This window comes from Pseudomonas sp. GM50 (genome assembly GCF_000282375.1).
Taxonomy (GTDB): Bacteria; Pseudomonadota; Gammaproteobacteria; order Pseudomonadales; family Pseudomonadaceae; genus Aquipseudomonas.
In genome coordinates, this window is record NZ_AKJK01000007.1 from 1 (window position 1) to 21,713 (window position 21,713).

Genomic DNA, 21,713 nt, shown 5'->3' on the forward strand with positions numbered 1-21,713 from the left:
GGCGCTTGAGCGGCAGCCGCTCAAGCGCCTGCCGCAGGTAGCGAACCGGCTGATCCGGCGAAGGAAAAACTGTATTACGATGCAGCCTTCGACTTGATCAAGGCCAAGGATTTCGACAAGGCCAGCCAGGCTTTCGCCGCATTCCTGCGCAAATACCCGAACAGCCAATACGCGGGCAACGCCCAGTACTGGTTGGGTGAAGTGAACCTGGCCAAAGGCGATCTGCAAGGCGCAGGTCAGGCATTTGCCAAGGTTTCGCAGCTGTACCCCAAGCACCCAAAAGTGCCTGACTCGCTGTACAAGCTCGCTGATGTAGAGCGCCGTCTTGGTCATACCGACCGGGTCAAAGGTATTCTGCAACAGGTTGTGTCCCAGTATCCGGGCACTTCCGCCGCTCAGTTGGCTCAACGCGATTTGCAGCGCATGTAAGCTTGCTTGACGCGTTTAGAAGAAACCCGCGCTTGTCGCGGGTTTTTTCGTTAGAATTCATGCCCTTTTTATGAAACACGCTTTTTGGGATCTGCGCGTTGGCGAGGTTCCTTGAAGTGCCTGACGGAGGCGGACAGCCTGTTTAGCTGTTACGCCCGTGGCGACTATGCAAGACACATTGAGAATCACCGAAGTTTTCTACTCGTTGCAGGGTGAAACGCGGACTGCCGGGCTGCCCACTGTTTTTGTGCGCCTGACCGGTTGCCCATTGCGTTGCCAATACTGCGACAGCGCCTACGCGTTCACTGGTGGCACCATTCGCACGCTCGACGACATCCTCGAGCAGGTGGCCGGTTTTCGCCCGCGTTATGTTTGTGTCACGGGCGGCGAGCCCCTGGCGCAACCGAATGCCATCCCCTTGCTCAAGCAGTTGTGTGACGCCGGCTACGAAGTGTCGCTGGAAACCAGTGGCGCGCTGGATATCTCGGCGGTCGATCCACGGGTCAGTCGCGTCGTCGACCTGAAAACCCCGGGTTCGAAAGAAGCGCACCGCAACCGCTACGAGAACATCGAGCTGCTCACGCCTAACGATCAGGTAAAGTTTGTCATCTGCTCGCGGGAAGACTACGACTGGGCCGTGTCCAAGCTGATTCAATACGGTCTGGATCAGCGTGCCGGCGAAGTCCTGTTCTCGCCGAGCCACCATGACCTGAGCGCGCGTGATCTGGCGGACTGGGTGGTGGCGGACAATCTGCCTGTGCGTCTGCAATTGCAGCTGCATAAATATCTTTGGAATGACGAGCCGGGGCGCTGAAATGAGTGAACAAACGAACACTGCAGAAAAACGTGCGGTCATCCTGCTGTCCGGTGGCCTCGACTCCGCGACAGTCGTGGCCATGGCCCGCGCCGAAGGCTACAGCTGCTACACCATGAGCTTCGATTACGGTCAGCGGTCTCATGCCGAATTGCACGCCGCCGCACGTGTCGCCCAAGACCTGGGTGTGGTCGAGCACAAGGTGATCGGCCTGAACCTGAACGGCATCGGCGGTTCGGCATTGACCGACACCAGTATCGACGTGCCGGAAGAAGCGGGCGAAGGTATTCCGGTGACTTACGTGCCGGCGCGCAACACGGTGTTCCTGTCGCTGGCGTTGGGCTGGGCTGAAGTACTCGGCGCTCGCGACATCTTTATCGGGGTCAACGCGGTGGATTACTCCGGTTACCCGGATTGCCGTCCCGAGTTCATCGAAGCCTTCGAGCGCATGGCCAACCTGGCGACCAAGGCCGGGGTAGAAGGGCAGGGCTTCCGTATCCAGGCGCCACTGCAGAACCTGAGCAAGGCGCAGATCGTTCAGGCTGGCGTGAAGCTTGGCGTCGATTACGGGCTGACCGTTTCCTGCTATCAAGCGGACGATAATGGCCGCGCCTGCGGTAAATGCGACAGCTGCCGCCTGCGTGCGGAAGGCTTCGCGGCGGCCGGTGTGACTGACCCAACACCTTATTTTTGATTTATTTCAAATTAGGTGTTGAATAGTCCTTAAAAATCAGTATTATACGCGCCACCACACAGCGGGTCGTTAGCTCAGTTGGTAGAGCAGTTGGCTTTTAACCAATTGGTCGTAGGTTCGAATCCCACACGACCCACCATTTTAAAAAATCTGGAAGGCCCACGTAAGTGAGGATTTCCGGGTTTTTTTTTGCCCGCAATTTGAGGTCGACTCAGTCCGGGTGACGCAGGTCAGAATCATCTTTTGCATCCATGGGATATTCTGTAGCCTTGCGCAGCTTCAACGCTATCCACGCCTGATGAATACTCACTCTCCCGGCGGTACCCTGAAGGGTCCAGAGCCGGGTGTATACTCGACTTTCGCGCGAAAGCGCCTGCAGGTCTTGCGAACATGACGCAGATTTCCGAACGCCTTCTGGTTCAAGCCCACCTCGACGCCAAGCAGCCCAAGCCGCTGACAGCCGAGGAAGAGGCTTATTACCGTGCTGCCATCGCTGCCGAGCTCAAGGCTCAGGACGCAGTGCTGGTTGCCCACTTCTATTGCGATCCGGTCATTCAGGCCCTGGCCGAAGAAACCGGTGGTTGTGTCTCCGATTCTCTGGAGATGGCCCGCTTCGGCAATGCCCATCCGGCCAAGACCGTGGTGGTCGCCGGCGTGAAGTTCATGGGCGAGACCGCGAAAATCCTCAACCCTGAAAAGCGCGTGCTGATGCCGACCCTGGAAGCGACCTGCTCGCTGGACCTGGGTTGCCCGGTAGACGAGTTCTCGGCGTTCTGCGATCAACACCCGGAACGTACAGTGGTGGTGTATGCCAACACTTCGGCGGCGGTCAAAGCGCGGGCGGACTGGGTGGTGACTTCCAGCTGTGCGCTGGAAATCGTCGAAAGCCTGATGGATAACGGCGAAACCATCATCTGGGCCCCGGACAAGCACCTGGGCACTTACATTCAGCGCAAGACCGGTGCCGACATGCTGCTGTGGGACGGTGCCTGCATCGTCCACGAAGAGTTCAAGGCCAAGCAGCTCGAAGACATGAAAGCGCTGTACCCGGATGCGGCCATTCTGGTGCACCCGGAATCGCCGACCGCCGTCATCGAGTTGGCCGACGCGGTGGGTTCCACCAGTCAGCTGATCGCTGCGGCGCAAAGTCTGCCGAACAAGACCCTGATCGTCGCGACCGACCGTGGCATCTTCTACAAGATGCAGCAGCTGTGCCCGGACAAGGTCTTTATCGAGGCGCCAACGGCCGGTAACGGTGCGGCCTGCCGCAGTTGCGCGCATTGCCCGTGGATGGCGATGAACACCCTTGAGCGCATGCTGAAGAGCTTGAAGGAAGGGACTAACGAGATATTCGTCGACCCGGCGTTGATTCCGCAGGCGATTCGGCCGCTCAAGCGCATGCTTGATTTCACGCAGGCGGCGCGGATGAAGTTGGCCGGCAACGCCTGAGGTCTGTCGGTCAAGATGCAAAAACTGTGGGAGCGAGCCTGCTCGCGATAGCGTTCTGTCAGTCACATCCATGTTGACTGATACGCCGCCATCGCGAGCAGGCTCGCTCCCACAATGATTTGTGCTCTGCGCAAATTACTTGGTCTTCTTTGGAATCCGGACAAGCTGGGTGTTGGAGTAGATGTCATGCCAGCTGCGCTTCTGCTTGTCGAACAGCGACCAGAAGAACCCCAGCCCAAGGCATAGCCAGGACGCGATCGACACCACAAAGCGCAGCAGTGCCTGCCACAGGCTGATGGATGAGCCATCGGCGTTTTGCACGCGGATGCCCCAGACCTGCATGCCCAGCGTCTGCCCCGACCAGATCCAGAACTTGGCGAAGAAGCCGAACAGCACGAACAGCAGAACCGTCGATAGCAGCGGATCACCGTCCAGCGCTCCGGCGTCGGTCAAGGCGCGCATTTGGCCTTCGCCGATGATCGCCATCTGGATCATCTTGTAAATGCCGCTGGTGACGATCAGCAGGGCGGTGCATAACAGGAAGTCGTAGAACATCGCTGCCAGGCGACGACCCAGACCGACGGCGGGGAAGTCGCCCTGTGGGTTGAGCAGGTGTTTCGACATGGCAGCCTCTGAATGGAAAAAGAAGCCATTTTACGGATTTACGCGCACAAAAAAGCCCCTGATGTCACCATCAGGGGCTTTTTCGTTACAGAAGATCAGGCTTCTGCTTGTACTTCGTCAGCCTGCATGCCTTTTTGGCCTTGCACAGCAACGAACGTCACTTTCTGGCCTTCTTTCAGGCTCTTGAAGCCGTTGCCCTGAATAGCGCGGAAATGTACGAACAGATCCGGACCGCTTTCTGGAGTGATAAAACCAAAACCTTTCTCGTCGTTAAACCACTTGACGGTACCGCTCTGACGTTGGGACATTTCTTATTTCCTTTGACGCAAAAATGAATGACAGCCTCCTTCTGATGAAAGAGTACTGGGGCTGGTTGCAGGAGAGTAAGAAGACGTCGAACGGGATGTAGCTAACTTGTAGGCTACTGCCCAGGTCACGATTCCAAGCGACCCATGCAAACACAGTGAACAAACTCTACGCCAACTACGGGAGAAAAAACAAGCCCTGCGAAGGCCCGTGTTTCCTCGGGTTGGTGACACTAGTGCAGGCTTATTCGATAGCGTCGTTCAGCTGTTTTCGATCGTTATAAGTAACGTTCATAAACGAAACGTGCGCACTGTTTTATGGCGGCTGCGTTACAGATTAGTGCATTGTTAACGCAGCCGCGTTACTTATAGAAACAGTCAATCAACCGCGATAGTAGCGTTGTGGAACAAATGGCATTTTGCTTACAAGCAAAGGCACCTTTTTCCCACGAACAATCGCCCAAACTGGCGTATCCAAAGCGATATAAGCGCTGTCGAGGTAACCCATGGCCAAAGGACCGCCAAGGGTCGGACCGAAACCGCCGCTGCACACGCTGCCGATGATTTCACCGGCTTCGTTGACGATCTCTGCACCTTCGCGCACTGGCGTACGTTCCTGCGGCAACAGCCCGACGCGTTTGCGGCTGACACCGGCTTGCTGCTGGGCGAACACGGTTTCAGCGCCGGGGAAGCCACCGGCCCGTGCGCCATCGGCACGACGAGGCTTGGAGATGGCCCACAGCAGGCTCGCTTCGATTGGGGTGGTTTCGGTGTTCATGTCGTGGCCGTAGAGGCACAGGCCGGCTTCCAGGCGCAGGGAGTCGCGAGCGCCGAGGCCGATGGCCGCCACTTCCGGTTCCGCCAGCAGGGCACGAGCCAGGGCTTCGGCATTGGCGGCCGGCACGGAGATTTCGTAACCGTCTTCACCGGTGTAGCCCGAACGGCTGACAAAGCAGTCCACGCCCAACAGCTTCACGCGGGCGAACTGCATGAAGGTCATCTTCGCAACTTCCGGCGCCAGGCGTGCGAGCACAGTGACGGCGGCCGGGCCTTGCAACGCCAGCAATGCGCGTTCTTCGAACAGTGGCTCGATTGTGCACTGCTCACCAATGTGCTTGCGCAAGTGCGCCAGGTCCTGATCCTTGCAAGCCGCGTTGACCACCAGGAACAGTTCGTCATTACCGAGGTTGGCGACCATCAGGTCGTCGAGAATGCCGCCGGTCTCGTTGGTGAACATCGCGTAGCGCTGCATGCCCACCGGCAGGTCGATGATGTCCACCGGCACCAGGGTTTCCAGGGCTTTGGCCGCGTTGGCACCGGTCAGGCGGATCTGGCCCATGTGCGAGACATCGAACAACCCGGCCTGATCACGGGTGTGTTGGTGTTCTTTCATCACGCCGAGCGGGTATTGCACCGGCATGTCGTAGCCGGCAAACGGCACCATGCGGGCGCCGAGTTCGAGGTGCAGTGCGTGCAACGGTGTTTTCAACAGTTGTTCGGTGGACATATCCAGCTCCTGAAAATAGTGCAGATGCGGGCATCAGCACTCGATAATGTTGACCGCCAAACCGCCACGGGCGGTTTCCTTGTATTTGCTTTTCATGTCGGCGCCGGTCTGGCGCATGGTGCGGATGACTTTGTCGAGGGAGACGAAGTGCTGACCGTCGCCGCGCAGGGCCATGCGCACCGCATTGATGGCCTTGACCGAGCCCATGGCATTGCGCTCGATGCAAGGCACTTGCACCAATCCGCCAATCGGGTCGCAGGTCAGGCCGAGGTTGTGTTCCATGCCGATTTCGGCGGCGTTTTCCACCTGCTGCACCGTGCCGCCCAGCACTTCGCACAAGGCGCCGGCCGCCATGGAACAGGCGACGCCGACCTCACCCTGGCAACCGACTTCGGCGCCGGAGATCGAGGCGTTTTCCTTGTACAGAATGCCGATCGCGGCGGCCGTCAGCAGGAAACGCACGACGCCATCTTCGTTGGCGCCGGGGATGAAGCGCATGTAGTAATGCAGCACCGCCGGGATGATCCCGGCCGCGCCGTTGGTGGGCGCGGTGACCACGCGTCCGCCGTTGGCGTTTTCTTCATTGACCGCCAGGGCATACAGATTGACCCAGTCCAGCACCGACAGCGGATCGCGCAGCGAGGATTCCGGGTTATTGCACAGTTGCCGATGCAGCGCCGCAGCCCGACGTTTGACCTTCAGCCCACCAGGCAGGATGCCTTCGTTACGACAACCGGCTGCGACGCAGTCTTGCATCACTTGCCAGATCTTCAGCAAACCGGCACGGGTTTCCGCTTCCGGACGCCAGGCACTTTCATTGGTCAGCATCACTTGGCTGATGGACAAACCGTAGGTGGTGCAATGACCGAGCAGGTCCTTGGCGCTTTTGAACGGGAAGGTCAGCGGCGTGGCGTCTTCGACGATGCGGTCGGCACCGGCAGCGTCCTCATCGACCACGAAACCACCACCGACCGAGTAGTACTCGCGGCTGCGGATTTGCAGGCCAGCGGCATCGAACGCGCGAAAGATCATGCCGTTGGGGTGATAGGCCAACGGTTTGCGGATCATCGCCAGGTGTTCTTTCTCGTTGAACGCAATGCTGTGTTCGCCGAGCAGGTTCAAGCGACCGCTGCCACGAATCTCTTGCAGGCGAGTAGCGACGGTTTCGGTGTCTACGGTATCCGGGTGTTCGCCTTCCAGGCCCAGCAACACAGCCTTGTCGCTGCCGTGGCCTTTGCCGGTGGCGCCGAGCGAGCCGTAGAGCTCGACTTTGACGCAGGTGGTTACCGCCAACAGCCCTTCACGGCGCAGACCTTCGGCGAAGCGCGCAGCAGCACGCATCGGGCCGACGGTGTGGGAGCTGGAGGGGCCGATACCAATCTTGAACAGGTCGAACACGCTTAACGACATGGTTGTTCTCCGGTTTTCTTGTTATGGGAATTGGCGAAATGTCAGGCCGGGCACGATCCTGTGGGAGCTGGCCTGCCAGCGATTGCAGGGTGTCAGGCAACGGAAATGTCGACTGATGCACCGCTATCGCTGGCAGGCCAGCTCCCACAGGTTTTTGTGGTGTTCTTGAAATCGGGGGCGAGTAGACCCGCCCCCTTATCCGTTTAAGCGTAGCTTTCGATCGACGGGCAGGCGCAGACCAGGTTGCGATCGCCGAAGACGTTGTCGACGCGACCGACCGGTGGCCAGTACTTGCCTTCGATCAGCGACGCTACCGGGTACACCGCTTGCTCGCGGCTGTACGGGTGAGACCACTCGCCGACGATTTCAGCGGCAGTGTGCGGTGCGTTTTTCAGCGGGTTGTCGTCCTTGTCCAGCGTGCCGTTTTCCACTGCGCGGATTTCTTCGCGGATGCGGATCATCGCGTCGCAGAAGCGGTCCAGTTCTTCCTTGGATTCGCTTTCGGTCGGTTCGATCATCAACGTGCCGGCCACCGGGAACGACATGGTCGGGGCGTGGAAGCCGAAGTCGATCAGGCGCTTGGCGACGTCATCGACGCTGATGCCGCTGCTGTCTTTCAACGGACGCAGGTCGAGGATGCATTCGTGCGCCACCAGACCGTTGCTGCCGGTGTACAACACTGGGTAATGCTCTTCGAGGCGACGGGAAATGTAGTTGGCATTCAGGATCGCCAGTTGCGAAGCACGCTTGAGACCCGCGCCACCCATCATTCGAATGTACATCCAAGTGATCGGCAGAATGCTCGCGCTGCCGAACGGTGCGGCGCAGACCGCGCCTTCCTTGCGTTCCATCTGCGCGTGGCCTGGCAGGAACGGCGTCAGATGGGATTTGACGCCAATCGGGCCGACGCCCGGGCCGCCACCGCCGTGTGGAATGCAGAAGGTTTTGTGCAGGTTCAGGTGGGACACGTCGCCGCCGAACTTGCCCGGAGCGCAGAGGCCGACCATGGCGTTCATGTTGGCGCCGTCGATGTACACCTGGCCGCCGTTGTCGTGAATGATGCCGCAGATTTCGCGGATACCTTCTTCGAACACGCCATGGGTCGACGGGTAGGTGATCATCAGCGCGGCGAGGTGTTCGCGGTGCTCGATGGCCTTGGCGCGCAGGTCTTCGATGTCGACGTTGCCACGGGCATCGCAGGCGGTCACGACCACGCGCATGCCAGCCATGTTGGCGGTGGCCGGGTTGGTGCCGTGGGCGGAGGACGGGATCAGGCAGATGTCGCGACGGTCTTCGCCACGGCTCTGGTGGTAGGCACGAATCGCCAGCAGACCTGCGTATTCACCCTGGGAACCGGCGTTCGGTTGCAGAGAGATCGAGTCGTAACCGGTGGCGGCGCAGAGCATCGCTTCCAGTTCATCGGTCAACTGCTGGTAGCCGGCGCTTTGCTCGGCCGGGGCGAACGGGTGCAGGGCACCGAATTCAGCCCAGGTGACCGGGATCATTTCGCTGGCGGCGTTGAGTTTCATGGTGCAGGAACCCAGCGGGATCATGGTGCGATCCAGGGCCAGGTCCTTGTCGGCGAGCTTGCGCAGGTAGCGCATCAGCTCGGTTTCCGAGTGGTAGCGGTTGAACACCGGGTGGCTGAGGATCGGCGACTGGCGTACCAGCGCGGCCGGGAGGGTGCTGACCACCGAGGCGGCGAGGGCGGCGAAATCTGGCAGCGCCTTGCCTTCAGACAGTACGCTCCACAGGGTTTCAACGTCAGCTTGCGACGTGGTTTCGTCCAGCGACAGGCCCAGGCGTTCAGCATCGACGACGCGCAGGTTGATCTGCTGAGCACGCGCCTGGTCGTGCAGCTTGGCGGTGTTAACGCCGGTTTTAATTGTCAGCGTGTCGAAGAAGTTGGCTTGCTCGACGGTCAGACCCAATGCGCTCAAGCCTTTGGCAAGGATCGCGGTCAGGTGATGAATGCGCTGGGCAATCTGCGTCAGGCCTTTCGGGCCGTGGTACACGGCGTACATGCTGGCGATGTTGGCCAGCAGCACTTGGGCGGTGCAGATGTTGCTGGTGGCTTTCTCGCGGCGGATATGTTGCTCGCGGGTCTGCATGGCCAGGCGCAGGGCCGGCTTGCCGAAACGGTCCACGGAAACGCCGACCAGACGGCCCGGCATGTCGCGCTTGAACGCATCACGGGTGGAGAAGTAGGCCGCGTGCGGGCCACCGAAACCCAGCGGTACGCCGAAGCGCTGCGCGCTGCCGATGGCCACGTCGGCGCCAAATTCGCCCGGCGGAGTCAGTACGGTCAGGGCCAGCAGGTCAGCCGCGACGGCGACCAGCGCATTAGCCGCGTGGAAACGCTCGGTCAGTTCGCGGTAGTCGAACACGTCACCGTTGCTGGCCGGGTATTGCAGCAAAGCACCGAAGAACGGCGTCACGTCGCTCAGTTCGCGCTCATCGCCGACCACCACGTCGATGCCCAGCGGCTCGGCACGGGTGCGCAAAACGTCGAGGGTTTGCGGGTGGCAATGAACCGAGGCGAAGAACGCATGGCTGCCCTTGTTCTTGCTCAGGCGTTTGCAGAAGGTCATGGCTTCAGCAGCGGCGGTGGCTTCGTCGAGCAAGGAAGCGTTGGCGATCGGCAGGCCGGTCAGGTCGCTGATCAGGGTCTGGAAGTTCAGCAGCGCTTCGAGACGGCCTTGGGAAATTTCTGGCTGGTACGGGGTGTAAGCGGTGTACCAGGCCGGGTTTTCCAGCAGGTTGCGCAGGATTGGCGACGGCGTGTGAGTGCCGTAGTAGCCCTGGCCGATGTAGGTCTTGAACAGTTGGTTTTTGCCGGCGATGGATTTGATCAGCGCCAGGGCATCCGCTTCACTCAGGCCGTCTTCCAGGCCGAGGACGCTGGTGCCTTTGATGCTGTCGGGAATGACGCTGGCGCTCAGAGCTTCCAGGGAATCAAAGCCGAGGCTGTTGAGCATGGCTTGCTCATCGCCAGCACGCGGGCCGATGTGGCGCGCGATGAATTCGTTGGCGGTGCTGAGGTTTACTTGAGTCATGTCAGTGCTCCTCAGGCTTCGGCGTTGGCTTTGATCAGACGGTCGTAAGCATCTTGATCCAGCAGTTGGCCGACAGCCGAGGCGTCGGTTGGCTGGAAGCGGAAGAACCAGCCTTCGCCCAGCGGATCTTCGTTGACCAATTCAGGGCTGCTGTCCAGCGCCGGGTTCACTTCCAGCACTTCACCGTCGAGTGGCATGTACACGCCGCTGGCGGCTTTTACCGATTCCACGGTGGCGGCTTCAGCGCCTTTGTCGTAGGACTGCAGCTCAGGCAGTTGTACGAAAACCACGTCGCCCAGGGCGTTCTGCGCGAAAGCGGTGATGCCGACTGTGACGGTGCCGTCAGCTTCGGTGCGCAGCCATTCGTGATCTTCAGTAAAACGCAACTCGCTCATGGAAACTCCTAAGGGGGCCAGACTCGTCTGGTGGACGCGATTGAATGCTCATGCCGAGGCAGAGCTGAATGGGTATTCCCTTAGCAAAAACACGGCCAATGTTTTTTATTCGTTATAAAACAATGGCTTAACTGTTTTTATGAAAGACGCCAAATGCATGTCTGTAGCGAAATCGCTACAGTCGACGGCGAAGAAAAAAGCCTAGATGGATCAAAGCCTTGCATGGCGGTGATGAAGAGAGGGTGTATCGATATCATTCCACTGTAGCGCTTTCAGTACAGATGGAGGTCGTTTCTGGAGAGATTTCAGACAGAATACAAGACCTGTGGGAGCGAGCCTGCTCGCGATAGCGGTATGGCAGTCAACAGTGATGTCGAGTGACATACCGCTATCGCGAGCAGGCTCGCTCCCACAGGGATTTTGTGTTGGCTACAAGATTGGATTATCAGCCTCAGGGCTTGTTCGGAATCCCGTACTTACGCAACCGATGGGCAATCGCGGTGTGGGAGGTTTGCAGGCGGCTGGCCAGTTGGCGGGTCGAGGGGTAGCTGACGTAGAGCTTTTCCAGCAGGGTTTTCTCGAACTCTTCCATGGCCTGTTCGAGGCTGTCGACTTCGGTATCGCTCTGGCGCGCCACTGAGGTGCCCGCGATATCGAGATCGCCGATGTCCACCAGGCTGCTTTCGCAAATTGCAGCGGCGCGGAAGATCACGTTCTGCAGTTGCCGCACATTACCCGGCCAACGGTTGCCCAGCAGCGCCGGATAAGTGCCCGGTGCCAGGCGACAGACCGGGCGCTGGATCTGCGCGCAGGCCTGCTGCATGAAGTAGCGCGCCAGCAGCAGAATGTCCTGGCCGCGTTCGCGCAGGGGCGGGACTTCGACATTCAGGACGTTGAGGCGATAAAACAGGTCTTCGCGGAAGGCACCTTCGCTGACCATTTTTTCCAGATCGCGGTGGGTCGCGCTGAGGATCCGCACGTTGACCTTCACTTCGCGATCGCCACCAACCCGGCGGAAGCTGCCGTCGTTGAGAAAGCGCAGCAGTTTCGCCTGCAAGTACGGCGACATTTCACCGATCTCGTCGAGAAATACCGTGCCCTGGTTGGCCAGTTCCATCAGCCCCGGTTTGCCGCCCCGTTGCGCGCCGGTGAAGGCACCCGGGGCGTAGCCGAACAGTTCGCTTTCGGCGAGGTTTTCCGGGAGTGCCGCGCAGTTCAAGGCCAGGAACGGCGAGCTGTGGCGGGCGCTGATGGCGTGGCAGGCGCGGGCCACCAGTTCTTTACCGGTGCCGGTTTCGCCCTGGATCAGCAACGGTGCATCGAGGGCTGCGACTCGTTGGGCGCGAGCCTTGAGCGTACGAATGGCCGGGGATTCGCCGAGCAGGGCATCGAAGCCTTCGGCGTGATCGTGGTGCAGCGCCGAGAGGCGTTCGCCGATGCGGTTCGGTTGATACAGGGTCAGCAGCGCGCCGGCGTCGGTGATCGGCGTGGCGTCCAGCAGCAGGGTCTGACCGTTGACGGTGATTTCCCGCAGCGGCAGGCGGAAGCCGTTTTCGAGCAATGTGTCGAGCAGCGCCGGGTCGGCAAACAGCTCGCTGATGCTTTCACCCGCCGGTTCGCGGCCGTACAGGGCAATCAGTGCCGGGTTGGCCAGCAGCACCTTGCCAGCGCTGTCCAGGGCCAACACCGGGTCGGTCATGGCGGCGAGCAACGCATCGAGCTGCAAGTGACGGCGCTGGCCGGGAAGGATGTCGACCACCGTCACCGCTTGCACGCCGCGCACGCTGAACAGCGCGTCGCGCAGCTCTTCGAGCACGGCCGGGCTCAAGGTCGGGGCGTCGATGTAGACGTTGGGCGGGACCATTTCCACCGCATCCAGATTGAGATTGCGCCCACCGAGCAGGGCCAGGACTTCCTGGGTGATTCCGACGCGGTCGATGAAGCTGACGTGGATACGCATGGGGCGGTTGGGTTCTGGAGTGCGGAGGGTGGCAAGTATGCCTTGGGGCGGGTCTTAGGTGAAATGCGCGTGCTAATTTGTAGGAGCGAGGCTTGCCCGCGAAGAGGCGATCAAGACCGCTAAAAGCTTCGCGGGCAAGCCTCGCTCCTACAGGTCGTGTGTTGCGGTCTTTTCAGTCGGTTTCCCTAGCGAATGAAAGTCCGTCATCGCGAGCAGGCTCGCTCCCACAAGGTGCGTGGGTTATTCGAAGTGCTCGAGGTTTACCGGGTCGCCGGATTTCATATCCAGCTGCTTCCGGATGTCTTCAAACATTAAATCGTAATGCTTGTGAACCGAGCCGATCTGGCTGTGTGTTTTGGGGATTCCGTACTTCTCGGCGATTTTCGTCACGTTGTTGGCGAAGTTGTAAGCCTCCTCCTTGGGCAGAAAGAAGGTCTCCGTCATGTCCTTTCCCTGCATGCTGCCGTGCAGGGTGAACAGTATCCCTTTGCCTTTCTTGGGATCCTGCGCGACCTCATAGTCGAGGTGTACGTTGTAGCTGACATCATCCTTGGTCAGCGCGTGACGCTCGATGTGTAATTTGCCCGGCTCGAACGTTGCCATTGACGTCTCTCCTTATAAATAAGTAATGCCAGGTTTCGCCGTGCTGATACGCGTGCCGGCCTTGCCCTGGACGATCGCTTCGATATCCGAGAGTGAACCGATCACCGCGGTTTTTCCAGTATGGCGGGCGAACTCGCAGGCCGCCTGGACCTTTGGTCCCATGGAGCCAGCGGCGAAGCCGAGTTTTTCCATTTCATCCGGGTGGGCCTGGGCGATGGCTTTCTGGGTCGGTTTGCCGAAGTCGATGAACGCCGCGCTGACGTCAGTGGCGATCACCAATAGATCACTTTCAAGCTGTTCGGCCAGCAGCGCCGAGCACAGGTCTTTGTCGATCACCGCTTCCACGCCCTGCAGTTTGCCACTGGCGCCGTACATCGTCGGGATACCGCCACCGCCCGCGCAAATCACGATGCTGCCTTTTTCCAGCAACCACTTGATCGGGCGGATTTCGAAGATGCGCTTCGGTCTCGGGCTGGCCACCACGCGGCGGAACTTGTCGCCGTCCGGAGCAATCGCCCAGCCTTTCTCGGCAGCGAGTTTTTCTGCTTCAGCCTTGGTATAGACCGGGCCGATGGGTTTGCTGGGGGCCTGGAATGCCGGGTCGTTGGCGTCGACTTCGACCTGGGTCAGCAGGGTGGCGAACGGGACTTCGAAGTCCAGCAGGTTGCCCAGTTCCTGTTCGATGATGTAGCCGATCATGCCTTCGGTTTCGGCACCGAGCACGTCCAGCGGGTAAGCGGAAACCTGGGTGTAGGCCGCCGCTTGCAGCGACAGCAGCCCGACCTGCGGACCATTGCCGTGGGCGATCACCAGTTGGTTGCCGGGATGGACCTTGGCGATCTGTTCGGTGGCTATCCGGATGTTGGTGCGCTGGTTGTCCGCGGTCATGGGTTCACCCCGGCGGAGCAGGGCGTTACCGCCCAGAGCAACGACGATACGCATAATGCAGTCCTTCTAAACAGAGAGGAGGTTGCAGGTAACTCGGTCTCTTGTGGGAGCGAGCCTGCTCGCGATAGCGGTGTATCAGTCAACATCCATGGTGAATGTCAGTCCGTCATCGCGAGCAGGCTCGCTCCCACAAAGAGCAAACCGAGTGAGCCTTTAAATATCCGCCAGCGCCGACACCAGAATCGCCTTGATGGTGTGCATGCGGTTTTCCGCTTGCTCGAAGGCGATGTTGGCCGGCGACTCGAAGACTTCTTCCGTCACTTCGACGCCGTTGGCCAGGTGCGGATAGCGCGCGGCGATGTCCTTGCCGACCTTGGTTTCGCTGTTGTGGAACGCCGGCAGGCAGTGCATGAATTTCACGCGCGGGTTGCCCGAGGCCTTCATCATGTCGGCGTTGACCTGGTAGGGCAGCAGTTGCTCGATGCGTTCGTCCCACGCCTCCACCGGCTCGCCCATCGACACCCAGATGTCGGTGTGGATGAAGTCCACGCCCTTGACCGCTTCTTTCGGGTCCTCGGTGATGGTGATGCGCGCGCCGCTTTCCTCGGCGAAGGCTTTGCACTGATCGATGAAGTCCTGATGTGGCCACAGCGCTTTCGGTGCGGCGATGCGCACGTCCATGCCGAGTTTGGCGCCGATCATCAACAGCGAGTTACCCATGTTGTAGCGGGCATCGCCGAGGTAGGCGTAGCTGATGTCGTGCAGCGGTTTGTCGCTGTGTTCACGCATGGTCAGGGTGTCGGCGATCATTTGTGTCGGGTGGAATTCAGCGGTCAAACCGTTGAATACCGGCACGCCGGCGAACTTGGCCAGTTCTTCGACGATTTCCTGTTCGAAGCCGCGGTACTCGATGGCGTCGAACATCCGCCCCAGCACGCGGGCGGTGTCTTTCATGCTTTCCTTGTGGCCGATCTGCGACGATACCGGGTCGATGTAGGTGACGTGGGCGCCCTGGTCATGGGCCGCGACTTCGAAGGCGCACCGGGTGCGGGTCGAGGTTTTTTCGAAGATCAGCGCGATGTTTTTACCTTGCAGGTGTGGACGCTCGGTGCCGGTGTATTTGGCGCGTTTGAGATCACGGGACAGGTCCAGCAGGTAATTGAGCTCGCGAGTGGTGTGGTGCATCAAACTCAGCAGGCTGCGGTTGCGCATGTTGAAAGCCATGATTGGATCTCCTTTGGTATCGGTTATCCCCCGGGCCGCGCTGGATAAGCGGCGGCCAGGGTTTGAAGGTTAATAGTCGATAGGGTCGCGAATGATCGGGCAGGTCATGCAGTGGCCGCCGCCACGCCCGCGACCGAGTTCACCGGCGGTGATGGTGATGACCTCGATGCCAGCCTTGCGCAGCAGGGTGTTGGTGTAGGTGTTGCGGTCATAGCCGATGACCACGCCCGGCTCCACGGCCACCACGTTGTTGCCGTCGTCCCATTGCTCGCGTTCGGCGGCGAAGCTGTTGCCGCCGGTTTCCACCACGCGCAGTGCTTTGAGGTTGAGGGCCTTGGCCACGGTGTCGAGGAAGCTGCTTTCTTCGCGGCGAATGTCGACGCCGCCCGGTTTGCTTTCATCAGGGCGCACGCTGAAGGCGACGATCTGATTCACCACTTCCGGGAAAATGGTCACAAGGTCGCGGTCGCAGAAGCTGAACACGGTGTCCAGGTGCATCGCTGCGCGGGACTTCGGCAGGCCGGCGACAATCACACGTTCGACCGCTTTGTTCTTGAACAGGTTGACCGCCAATTGACCGATGGCCTGGCGGGACGAACGCTCGCCCATGCCGATCAATACCACGCCGTTACCGATCGGCATCACGTCGCCGCCCTCAAGGGTGGCGCTGCCGTGCTCCTGGTCCGGGTCGCCGTACCAGATCTGGAAATCGGCGTTGGTGAACTGCGGATGGAATTTGTAGATGGCCGTGGCCAGCAGGGTTTCCTGACGACGCGCCGGCCAGTACATCGGGTTCAACGTCACGCCGCCGTAGATCCAGCAGGTGGTGTCGCGGGTGAACTGGGTGTTGGGCAGCGGCGGCAGAATGAAGCTGGAGTGACCGAGAAATTCGCGGAACATCTGGATGGTCTTGCCGCCGAAGCTGTCCGGCAGGTCATCGGCGGAGACGCCGCCAATCAGGAATTCGGCAATCTTGCGCGGCTCCAGGCTGCGCAGCCAGGAACCGGTTTCATTGACCAGACCCAAGCCCACCGAGTTGGCGGTGATCTTGCGCTCCAGAATCCAGTCCAGCGCTTCTGGAATGGCGACGATGTCGGTCAGCAGGTTGTGCATTTCCAGCACGTCGATGTTGCGCTCGCGCATTTTGGTGACGAAGTCGAAATGGTCACGCTTGGCTTGGGCAACCCACAGCACATCATCGAAAAGCAGTTCGTCACAGTTGTTCGGGGTCAGCCGCTGATGGGCCAGGCCGGGGGAGCAAACCATGACTTTGCGCAGTTTGCCGGCTTCGGAATGGACGCCGTACTTAACTTTTTCGGTGGTCATTACAGTGATCCTCCAGATGACAAATGGGTCAGGTGTTACAGAGTCAGGAAGCCTTCATACAGCCCGTAAGCCGCCACCAGGGCGCCCACGACTACGGCGGCGAAAATCAGCTTCTCGACGTTGGTGAAAACCGGTTTATTGACTTCAAGCTTGGCCTTGGCGAACAGGATCACGCCGGGCGCATAGAGCAGGGCGGAGAGCAGCAGGTATTTGACGCCACCGGCATAGATCAGCCAGACCGCGTAGATCAATGCGACGGCGCCGATGAACAGGTCTTTCCTGCGCTCGGCCACGGCGTTTTCATAACTCTCGCCGCGCACCGCCAGCAGCAGCGCGTAAGCCGCCGACCACAGGTACGGCACCAGAATCATTGAGGTGGCGAGGTAGATCAGCGACAGGTAAGTGCTGGCCGAGAACAGCGTGATGATCAGGAACAACTGGACCATGGCGTTGGTCAGCCACAGCGCATTGACCGGTACATGGTTGGCGTTTTCCTTGCGCAAAAAGGCCGGCATGGTGTGGTCCTTGGCGGCGGCGAACATGATCTCCGCACACAGCAACACCCACGACAGCAGCGCACCCAGCAACGAGATGATCAGACCAACGCTGATCAGCACCGCGCCCCAATGACCGACCACGTGTTCCAGCACCGCGGCCATGGACGGGTTCTGCAGTTTTGCCAATTCCGGTTGGGTCATGATGCCCAGCGACAGCACGTTCACCAGCACCAGGAACAGCAGCACGGTGATGAAACCGATGACGGTGGCTTTACCCACGTCGCTGCGTTTTTCCGCACGTGCCGAGAAGATGCTCGCGCCTTCGATGCCGATGAACACCCAGACGGTGACCAGCATCATCTTGCGCACCTGGTTCATCACGCTGCCCAGGTCAGGGTTTTTCAGGCCCCAGATGTCGGCGGTGAAGATGTCCAGCTTGAAGGCGAAAATCGCGATCAACACGAACAGCAGCAGCGGTACGATTTTGGCGACGGTGGTCACCAGGTTGATGAACGCTGCTTCCTTGATGCCCCGCAGCACGAGGAAATGTACGCCCCAGAGCAGCACGGACGCGCCGATCACGGCAGCGACAGTATTGCCCTCGCCAAAAATGGGGAAGAAGTAGCCCAGGGTGCTGAACAACAGAACGAAGTAACCAACGTTACCCAGCCAGGCGCTGATCCAGTAACCCCAGGCGGACGAGAAACCCATGTAGTCGCCGAAACCGGCCTTGGCGTAGGCGTAGACACCGCCGTCCAGATCAGGTTTTCGATTAGCGAGGGTCTGGAACACGAAGGCCAGGGTCAACATGCCCACTGCGGTAATTGCCCAACCGATAAGAACGGCACCGACGTCTGCACTGGCGGCCATGTTCTGGGGCAAAGAGAAGATCCCGCCACCAATCATTGAGCCGACAACCAATGCAACCAGGGCGCCGAGTTTCAGTTTTCCGGGGGATTCAGACATTGCATGACTCCAGTGCAGGAGAAGAGAGAAAGCAGATTAATTTCGTTTGCTGTTAAATTATCTGACTTAGATCAATGCATGGTCACATTCCATTGTTAATTAAAGACTTATGGGGTTTTGGCAGGCATAAGGTCTAATGCCCGAAAAGCCCTTTTCAGAGGCTTCGTATAAAAGTTAAAGAAATAAAGCGTATCAGTTGAAGTGTAGACGCTAGTTTGTTTTTTTGTTTTGGCAAGTATTGGTCATTTGATTTTGCAGTGATATTGATTTATTAGGATCTACCGACAAAACCGCTATTTCTGGATGGCTGCGATAGCGTGATCAGTTATAAATAAAAACAAGATTGGCGTTAATGGATAAACGTTATTACGCTTTATCTATTTAGTTAAAAACCGACTATGTGACGGTCTTGAGACCATAGCGCGGCGGGGAAAGGGAGATGCACGAATGTCGCAACCGACACAAAAGCTTCGCCTGAGTGCGCTGATCGCTTTGGTGGTGGGATCGATGATTGGTGGTGGGATTTTTTCCTTGCCGCAAAACATGGCGGCGCGTGCCGATGCCGGGGCGATATTGATTGGTTGGGCGATCACTGCCGTTGGCATGCTGACCCTGGCCTTCGTCTTTCAGACCCTGGCCAATCGCAAGCCGGAACTGGACTCCGGGGTGTACGCCTACGCCAAGGCCGGGTTCGGCGATTACATGGGGTTCTCGTCTGCCTGGGGATACTGGATCAGCGCCTGGCTGGGTAACGTCGGTTATTTCGTGTTGCTGTTCAGCACCCTCGGGTATTTCTTTCCGGTGTTTGGCCAGGGCAACACGCCGATCGCCATCGGCTGCGCCTCGGTGCTGCTGTGGGCCGTGCATTTTCTGGTGCTGCGCGGGATCAAGGAAGCGGCGTTCATCAATCAACTGACCACGGTGGCCAAGATCGTGCCGCTGATCATGTTCATCGTCATCGCCGCCGTGGCCTTCAAGGCGGACATCTTCACCCGCGACATCTGGGGCCGCAGCAACCCGAATTTCGGCGGCGTGATGGACCAGGTGCGCAACATGATGCTGGTCACGGTGTTCGTCTTCATTGGCATCGAAGGCGCCAGCGTGTATTCGGCGAGGGCGCAGAAACGTTCGGACGTAGGCCGGGCGACGGTCATCGGCTTTGTCGGGGTGTTGGCGCTGCTGGTGCTGGTGAACGTGTTATCCCTCGGGATCATGAGCCAGCCCGAATTGGCTACCTTGCAAAACCCGTCACTGGCGGCAGTGCTGGAACATATCGTCGGCCCTTGGGGGGCGCTGTTGATCAGCATCGGCCTGGCGGTTTCGCTGCTGGGGGCCTTGTTGTCGTGGGCGCTGCTGTGCGCCGAAATCCTCTTCGCCACGGCCAGGGACAAGACCATGCCGGCGTTCCTGCAAAAGGAAAACGCCAACCATGTGCCGGTCAACGCGCTGTGGCTGACCAATGTGATGATCCAGATTTTTCTACTGATCACGCTGTTTTCCGCCGGTACTTACACCAGCCTGATCTACCTCGCCTCATCAATGATTCTGGTGCCGTATCTGTGGTCGGCGGCGTATGCGGTGTTGTTGAGCGGGCGAGGGGAAACCTATGAGCATGCTTCGGCCGAGCGCACGAAAGACTTGCTGATCGGTGGCATTGCCCTGTGTTACGCGGTTTGGCTGTTGTACGCCGGCGGGGTGAAATACCTGCTGCTCTCGGCGTTGTTGTATGCGCCAGGGGTGATTTTGTTTGCCCAGGCCAAGCGGGAACAGGGCAAACCGCTGTTTACGTTGGTGGAGAAGGGGATTTTCAGCTGTGTGGTTGCCGGGGCGGGGTTGGCGGCGTATGGGTTGTATAGCGGATTGTTGTCGTTGTGAGGTTGTTGCTGGCGTAACAGCCTTGCGGCAGTTGCGGGAGATGGATGCGTTTGCGGGTTTGGATGTGGGGCGGTGACGGCTCGGGAGTTGTCGGTGCGGGCCGAGGCTTGGCGGTCTTTTCGAGGGTATGCGGCGCAGGTGGTTTGGACATCGCTGAGCCGAGCGGACTGAATACAGTTCCAGCAATTGTATTGAGTGTTTCGGCCCTATCGCGAGCAGGCTCGCTCCCACAGGTGATCACATTTTTCCAATACGACTCGGTCAACTGTGGGAGCGAGCCTGCTCGCGATAGCTACCTGATGGTCACCACCACTGTGCGCGATGGGAACCCAATTCTGCGGCCGGAAGTGCCCATTGCAACGGTGTCCCGGTGATTTTCAGCGGTACCTGTAAACGATGGGCCGGCCCCCAAGGCGTCTGTTCAACCAACATCCCTTGATCGCTTGGATCCTCCGCCCGCAACGCCTCATCGGTCCCCGCGCCATGTTCAATCAGCAACCTGGCGGTCCGCGCCAACGACAACCTGGCCGACCCGCCACATCCCAATAACGTGATCGCCGCAGCCGCCATCAAGTACCCGGTGGCGTGATCAAGCGCCTGCACCGGCAGCGGTGTCGGTTGGTTCGCTTTCTTCCACTGCATTCCCGCTTCGGCAATCCCGCTGCTCATCTGTACCAAACTGTCGAACCCTCGACGGTTCTGCCATGGGCCGCTCCAGCCGTAAGCGTTGAGGCACACATCTATCAGGCCCGGTGCCAGCTTTTGCCGCACGGCGACGCCGTAGCCCAACCTTTCCAGTGCATCGGCGCGGTAGCCGTGGAGCAAGATATCGGCGTCCTTGAGCAGGCTTTCGAACACCGCACGATCAGTCTTGTCGTGCAGATCCAGGCGCGCGCAGCGTTTGCCCAAAGTGACTTCCGGCACCACGCCCGGTTCGTTCCAGGTCGGTGGGTCGATGCGCAAAACATCGGCGCCGAGACCGGCGAGAAAACGACTGGCGATGGGGCCGGCCAACACACGGGTCAAATCCAGTACCTTGATGCCCGCCAGCGGCTGCGCCACCGAACCCCGCCACGGCTTTGCATTTTCGCCGCTGTCGGCGCTGAACTGAATCAACGGCTCGGCATTCACCGCCACACCTTGGGGATGCGCTTGCCATTGCGCCCAGCTGCGCATTTCGGCCGCGCAACCACCGGCATCAACGACGGCCTGTTCCAGATCACTTTTCACCCATTGCGCAACCTTGCTCGCCATTGCTGCACGGTCGGCACAGGCGCCGAGCACACGTTCAGCGGCGGCACGATGATGAGGCGCGTTGGTATGCAGGCGGATCCAGCCGTCCTTGGTCGCATAGTCGCCAGCGACCGGATCCCACAACGGTGGAACGCTCCAGCCGACGGGGCGGATCGACGTCGCGAACCAGAACGACGCCAGGCGACGGTCGACTTCAAGGCCAGGTAAACGGCCGGTGTGTTGTTGCAGCCATTCACTGACAGCCTGACCGGCCGCGGCAATGCTCGCGCAGGCAAGGTCGGTGACGGCAAACGCCGAGGGCAGGGCGCCGCTCGAGGTGAACGGGATGGGTGTGTGGGGCAAGCCGAGTGCGGCTTGAATGGACGTGAGTAAATCAGTCATCGAAGGCCCTCCGGAGCGAGAGCCCGAGCATAGATCAAAATGTCATCTGTAGGAGC

General features: G+C 59.5%; 17 protein-coding genes, 1 tRNA gene and 2 pseudogenes. 7 read left to right on the top strand and 13 right to left on the bottom strand.

All coding sequences use genetic code 11. The features are described 5' to 3' along the window. Positions 1–12: 12 nt before the first annotated feature. The 5 genes and pseudogenes from ybgF to nadA all read left to right on the top strand — a co-directional run. A pseudogene (gene ybgF, locus PMI30_RS27770) lies at positions 13–429 on the top strand (tol-pal system protein YbgF); the annotation flags it as partial. Between the two features lie 166 nt (positions 430–595). Further along, a complete protein-coding gene (gene queE / locus PMI30_RS27765) occupies positions 596–1,243 on the top strand; it encodes a 7-carboxy-7-deazaguanine synthase QueE (RefSeq protein ID WP_007903309.1) in 648 nt (215 codons plus the stop codon). Position 1,244: 1 nt separating this feature from the next. Next, complete coding sequence (queC, locus tag PMI30_RS27760) at positions 1,245–1,937, top strand: 7-cyano-7-deazaguanine synthase QueC (protein WP_008005418.1); 693 nt, start codon at positions 1,245–1,247, stop codon at positions 1,935–1,937. Positions 1,938–2,000: 63 nt separating this feature from the next. Continuing rightward, positions 2,001–2,076: transfer RNA gene (locus tag PMI30_RS27755), tRNA-Lys, on the top strand. A gap of 251 nt (positions 2,077–2,327) precedes the next feature. Next, the gene (gene nadA, locus PMI30_RS27750) at positions 2,328–3,386 is read left to right on the top strand and encodes a quinolinate synthase NadA (RefSeq protein WP_008005420.1); all 1,059 of its coding nucleotides are present in this window, start codon (positions 2,328–2,330) and stop codon (positions 3,384–3,386) included. Positions 3,387–3,521: 135 nt separating this feature from the next. Here the strand turns inward: nadA and PMI30_RS27745 are convergent, their stop codons facing one another. The 12 genes from PMI30_RS27745 to arcD (PMI30_RS27690) all read right to left on the bottom strand — a co-directional run bounded on the left by PMI30_RS27745 (position 3,522) and on the right by arcD (PMI30_RS27690) (position 18,147). Further along, a complete protein-coding gene (locus PMI30_RS27745; protein WP_008005424.1) occupies positions 3,522–4,010 on the bottom strand; it encodes an RDD family protein in 489 nt (162 codons plus the stop codon). 95 nt (positions 4,011–4,105) lie between these two features. Next, the gene (locus tag PMI30_RS27740) at positions 4,106–4,318 is read right to left on the bottom strand and encodes a cold-shock protein (RefSeq protein WP_003175786.1); all 213 of its coding nucleotides are present in this window, start codon (positions 4,316–4,318) and stop codon (positions 4,106–4,108) included. 379 nt (positions 4,319–4,697) lie between these two features. Further along, positions 4,698–5,822: a glycine cleavage system aminomethyltransferase GcvT gene (gcvT, locus tag PMI30_RS27735; RefSeq protein ID WP_008005426.1), complete on the bottom strand. Its 1,125-nt coding sequence runs from the start codon at positions 5,820–5,822 to the stop codon at positions 4,698–4,700. A gap of 33 nt (positions 5,823–5,855) precedes the next feature. Next, complete coding sequence (locus PMI30_RS27730; protein ID WP_008005428.1) at positions 5,856–7,232, bottom strand: L-serine ammonia-lyase; 1,377 nt, start codon at positions 7,230–7,232, stop codon at positions 5,856–5,858. A gap of 203 nt (positions 7,233–7,435) precedes the next feature. Next, positions 7,436–10,288 (bottom strand): aminomethyl-transferring glycine dehydrogenase, encoded by a 2,853-nt coding sequence (gene gcvP, locus PMI30_RS27725; RefSeq protein WP_008005431.1) that lies wholly within the window; start codon positions 10,286–10,288, stop codon positions 7,436–7,438. An 11-nt stretch (positions 10,289–10,299) separates the two neighbouring features. Continuing rightward, complete coding sequence (gene gcvH / locus PMI30_RS27720; protein WP_008005432.1) at positions 10,300–10,683, bottom strand: glycine cleavage system protein GcvH; 384 nt, start codon at positions 10,681–10,683, stop codon at positions 10,300–10,302. Positions 10,684–11,134: 451 nt separating this feature from the next. Continuing rightward, positions 11,135–12,643: a sigma-54-dependent transcriptional regulator gene (locus PMI30_RS27715; RefSeq protein ID WP_008005433.1), complete on the bottom strand. Its 1,509-nt coding sequence runs from the start codon at positions 12,641–12,643 to the stop codon at positions 11,135–11,137. A 240-nt stretch (positions 12,644–12,883) separates the two neighbouring features. Continuing rightward, positions 12,884–13,246, bottom strand: a complete 363-nt coding sequence (locus PMI30_RS27710) for a DUF5064 family protein (protein ID WP_008005436.1) — start codon at positions 13,244–13,246, stop codon at positions 12,884–12,886. A 12-nt stretch (positions 13,247–13,258) separates the two neighbouring features. Beyond that, the gene (gene arcC, locus PMI30_RS27705) at positions 13,259–14,188 is read right to left on the bottom strand and encodes a carbamate kinase (protein ID WP_008005438.1); all 930 of its coding nucleotides are present in this window, start codon (positions 14,186–14,188) and stop codon (positions 13,259–13,261) included. Positions 14,189–14,347: 159 nt separating this feature from the next. Next, entirely contained in the window at positions 14,348–15,358 is a 1,011-nt protein-coding gene (locus PMI30_RS27700) for an ornithine carbamoyltransferase (protein WP_008005440.1), read from the bottom strand. A gap of 69 nt (positions 15,359–15,427) precedes the next feature. Next, complete coding sequence (gene arcA, locus PMI30_RS27695) at positions 15,428–16,684, bottom strand: arginine deiminase (RefSeq protein WP_008005442.1); 1,257 nt, start codon at positions 16,682–16,684, stop codon at positions 15,428–15,430. 35 nt (positions 16,685–16,719) lie between these two features. Further along, a complete protein-coding gene (gene arcD, locus PMI30_RS27690) occupies positions 16,720–18,147 on the bottom strand; it encodes an arginine-ornithine antiporter (protein WP_008005443.1) in 1,428 nt (475 codons plus the stop codon). A 447-nt stretch (positions 18,148–18,594) separates the two neighbouring features. Between arcD (PMI30_RS27690) and arcD (PMI30_RS27685) the strand changes: the two genes are divergently transcribed. Both arcD (PMI30_RS27685) and PMI30_RS31635 read left to right on the top strand, forming a co-directional pair. Next, positions 18,595–20,022: an arginine-ornithine antiporter gene (gene arcD, locus PMI30_RS27685; RefSeq protein ID WP_008005444.1), complete on the top strand. Its 1,428-nt coding sequence runs from the start codon at positions 18,595–18,597 to the stop codon at positions 20,020–20,022. Between the two features lie 19 nt (positions 20,023–20,041). Continuing rightward, positions 20,042–20,193: pseudogene (locus tag PMI30_RS31635) on the top strand (DNA-3-methyladenine glycosylase 2 family protein); the annotation flags it as partial. 132 nt (positions 20,194–20,325) lie between these two features. Here the strand turns inward: PMI30_RS31635 and PMI30_RS27680 are convergent. Continuing rightward, a complete protein-coding gene (locus PMI30_RS27680) occupies positions 20,326–21,657 on the bottom strand; it encodes a CoA transferase (protein ID WP_008005445.1) in 1,332 nt (443 codons plus the stop codon). Positions 21,658–21,713: the final 56 nt, after the last annotated feature.

Bases quoted from the DNA above. Each gene is read 5' to 3' on its own strand.
- queE (WP_007903309.1), top strand. From the start codon at position 596: ATGCAAGACACATTGAGAATCACCGAAGTTTTCTACTCGTTGCAGGGT.
- queC (WP_008005418.1), top strand. From the start codon at position 1,245: ATGAGTGAACAAACGAACACTGCAGAAAAACGTGCGGTCATCCTGCTG.
- nadA (WP_008005420.1), top strand. From the start codon at position 2,328: ATGACGCAGATTTCCGAACGCCTTCTGGTTCAAGCCCACCTCGACGCC.
- PMI30_RS27745 (WP_008005424.1), bottom strand. From the start codon at position 4,010: ATGTCGAAACACCTGCTCAACCCACAGGGCGACTTCCCCGCCGTCGGT.
- PMI30_RS27740 (WP_003175786.1), bottom strand. From the start codon at position 4,318: ATGTCCCAACGTCAGAGCGGTACCGTCAAGTGGTTTAACGACGAGAAA.
- gcvT (WP_008005426.1), bottom strand. From the start codon at position 5,822: ATGTCCACCGAACAACTGTTGAAAACACCGTTGCACGCACTGCACCTC.
- PMI30_RS27730 (WP_008005428.1), bottom strand. From the start codon at position 7,232: ATGTCGTTAAGCGTGTTCGACCTGTTCAAGATTGGTATCGGCCCCTCC.
- gcvP (WP_008005431.1), bottom strand. From the start codon at position 10,288: ATGACTCAAGTAAACCTCAGCACCGCCAACGAATTCATCGCGCGCCAC.
- gcvH (WP_008005432.1), bottom strand. From the start codon at position 10,683: ATGAGCGAGTTGCGTTTTACTGAAGATCACGAATGGCTGCGCACCGAA.
- PMI30_RS27715 (WP_008005433.1), bottom strand. From the start codon at position 12,643: ATGCGTATCCACGTCAGCTTCATCGACCGCGTCGGAATCACCCAGGAA.
- PMI30_RS27710 (WP_008005436.1), bottom strand. From the start codon at position 13,246: ATGGCAACGTTCGAGCCGGGCAAATTACACATCGAGCGTCACGCGCTG.
- arcC (WP_008005438.1), bottom strand. From the start codon at position 14,188: ATGCGTATCGTCGTTGCTCTGGGCGGTAACGCCCTGCTCCGCCGGGGT.
- PMI30_RS27700 (WP_008005440.1), bottom strand. From the start codon at position 15,358: ATGGCTTTCAACATGCGCAACCGCAGCCTGCTGAGTTTGATGCACCAC.
- arcA (WP_008005442.1), bottom strand. From the start codon at position 16,684: ATGACCACCGAAAAAGTTAAGTACGGCGTCCATTCCGAAGCCGGCAAA.
- arcD (WP_008005443.1), bottom strand. From the start codon at position 18,147: ATGTCTGAATCCCCCGGAAAACTGAAACTCGGCGCCCTGGTTGCATTG.
- arcD (WP_008005444.1), top strand. From the start codon at position 18,595: ATGTCGCAACCGACACAAAAGCTTCGCCTGAGTGCGCTGATCGCTTTG.
- PMI30_RS27680 (WP_008005445.1), bottom strand. From the start codon at position 21,657: ATGACTGATTTACTCACGTCCATTCAAGCCGCACTCGGCTTGCCCCAC.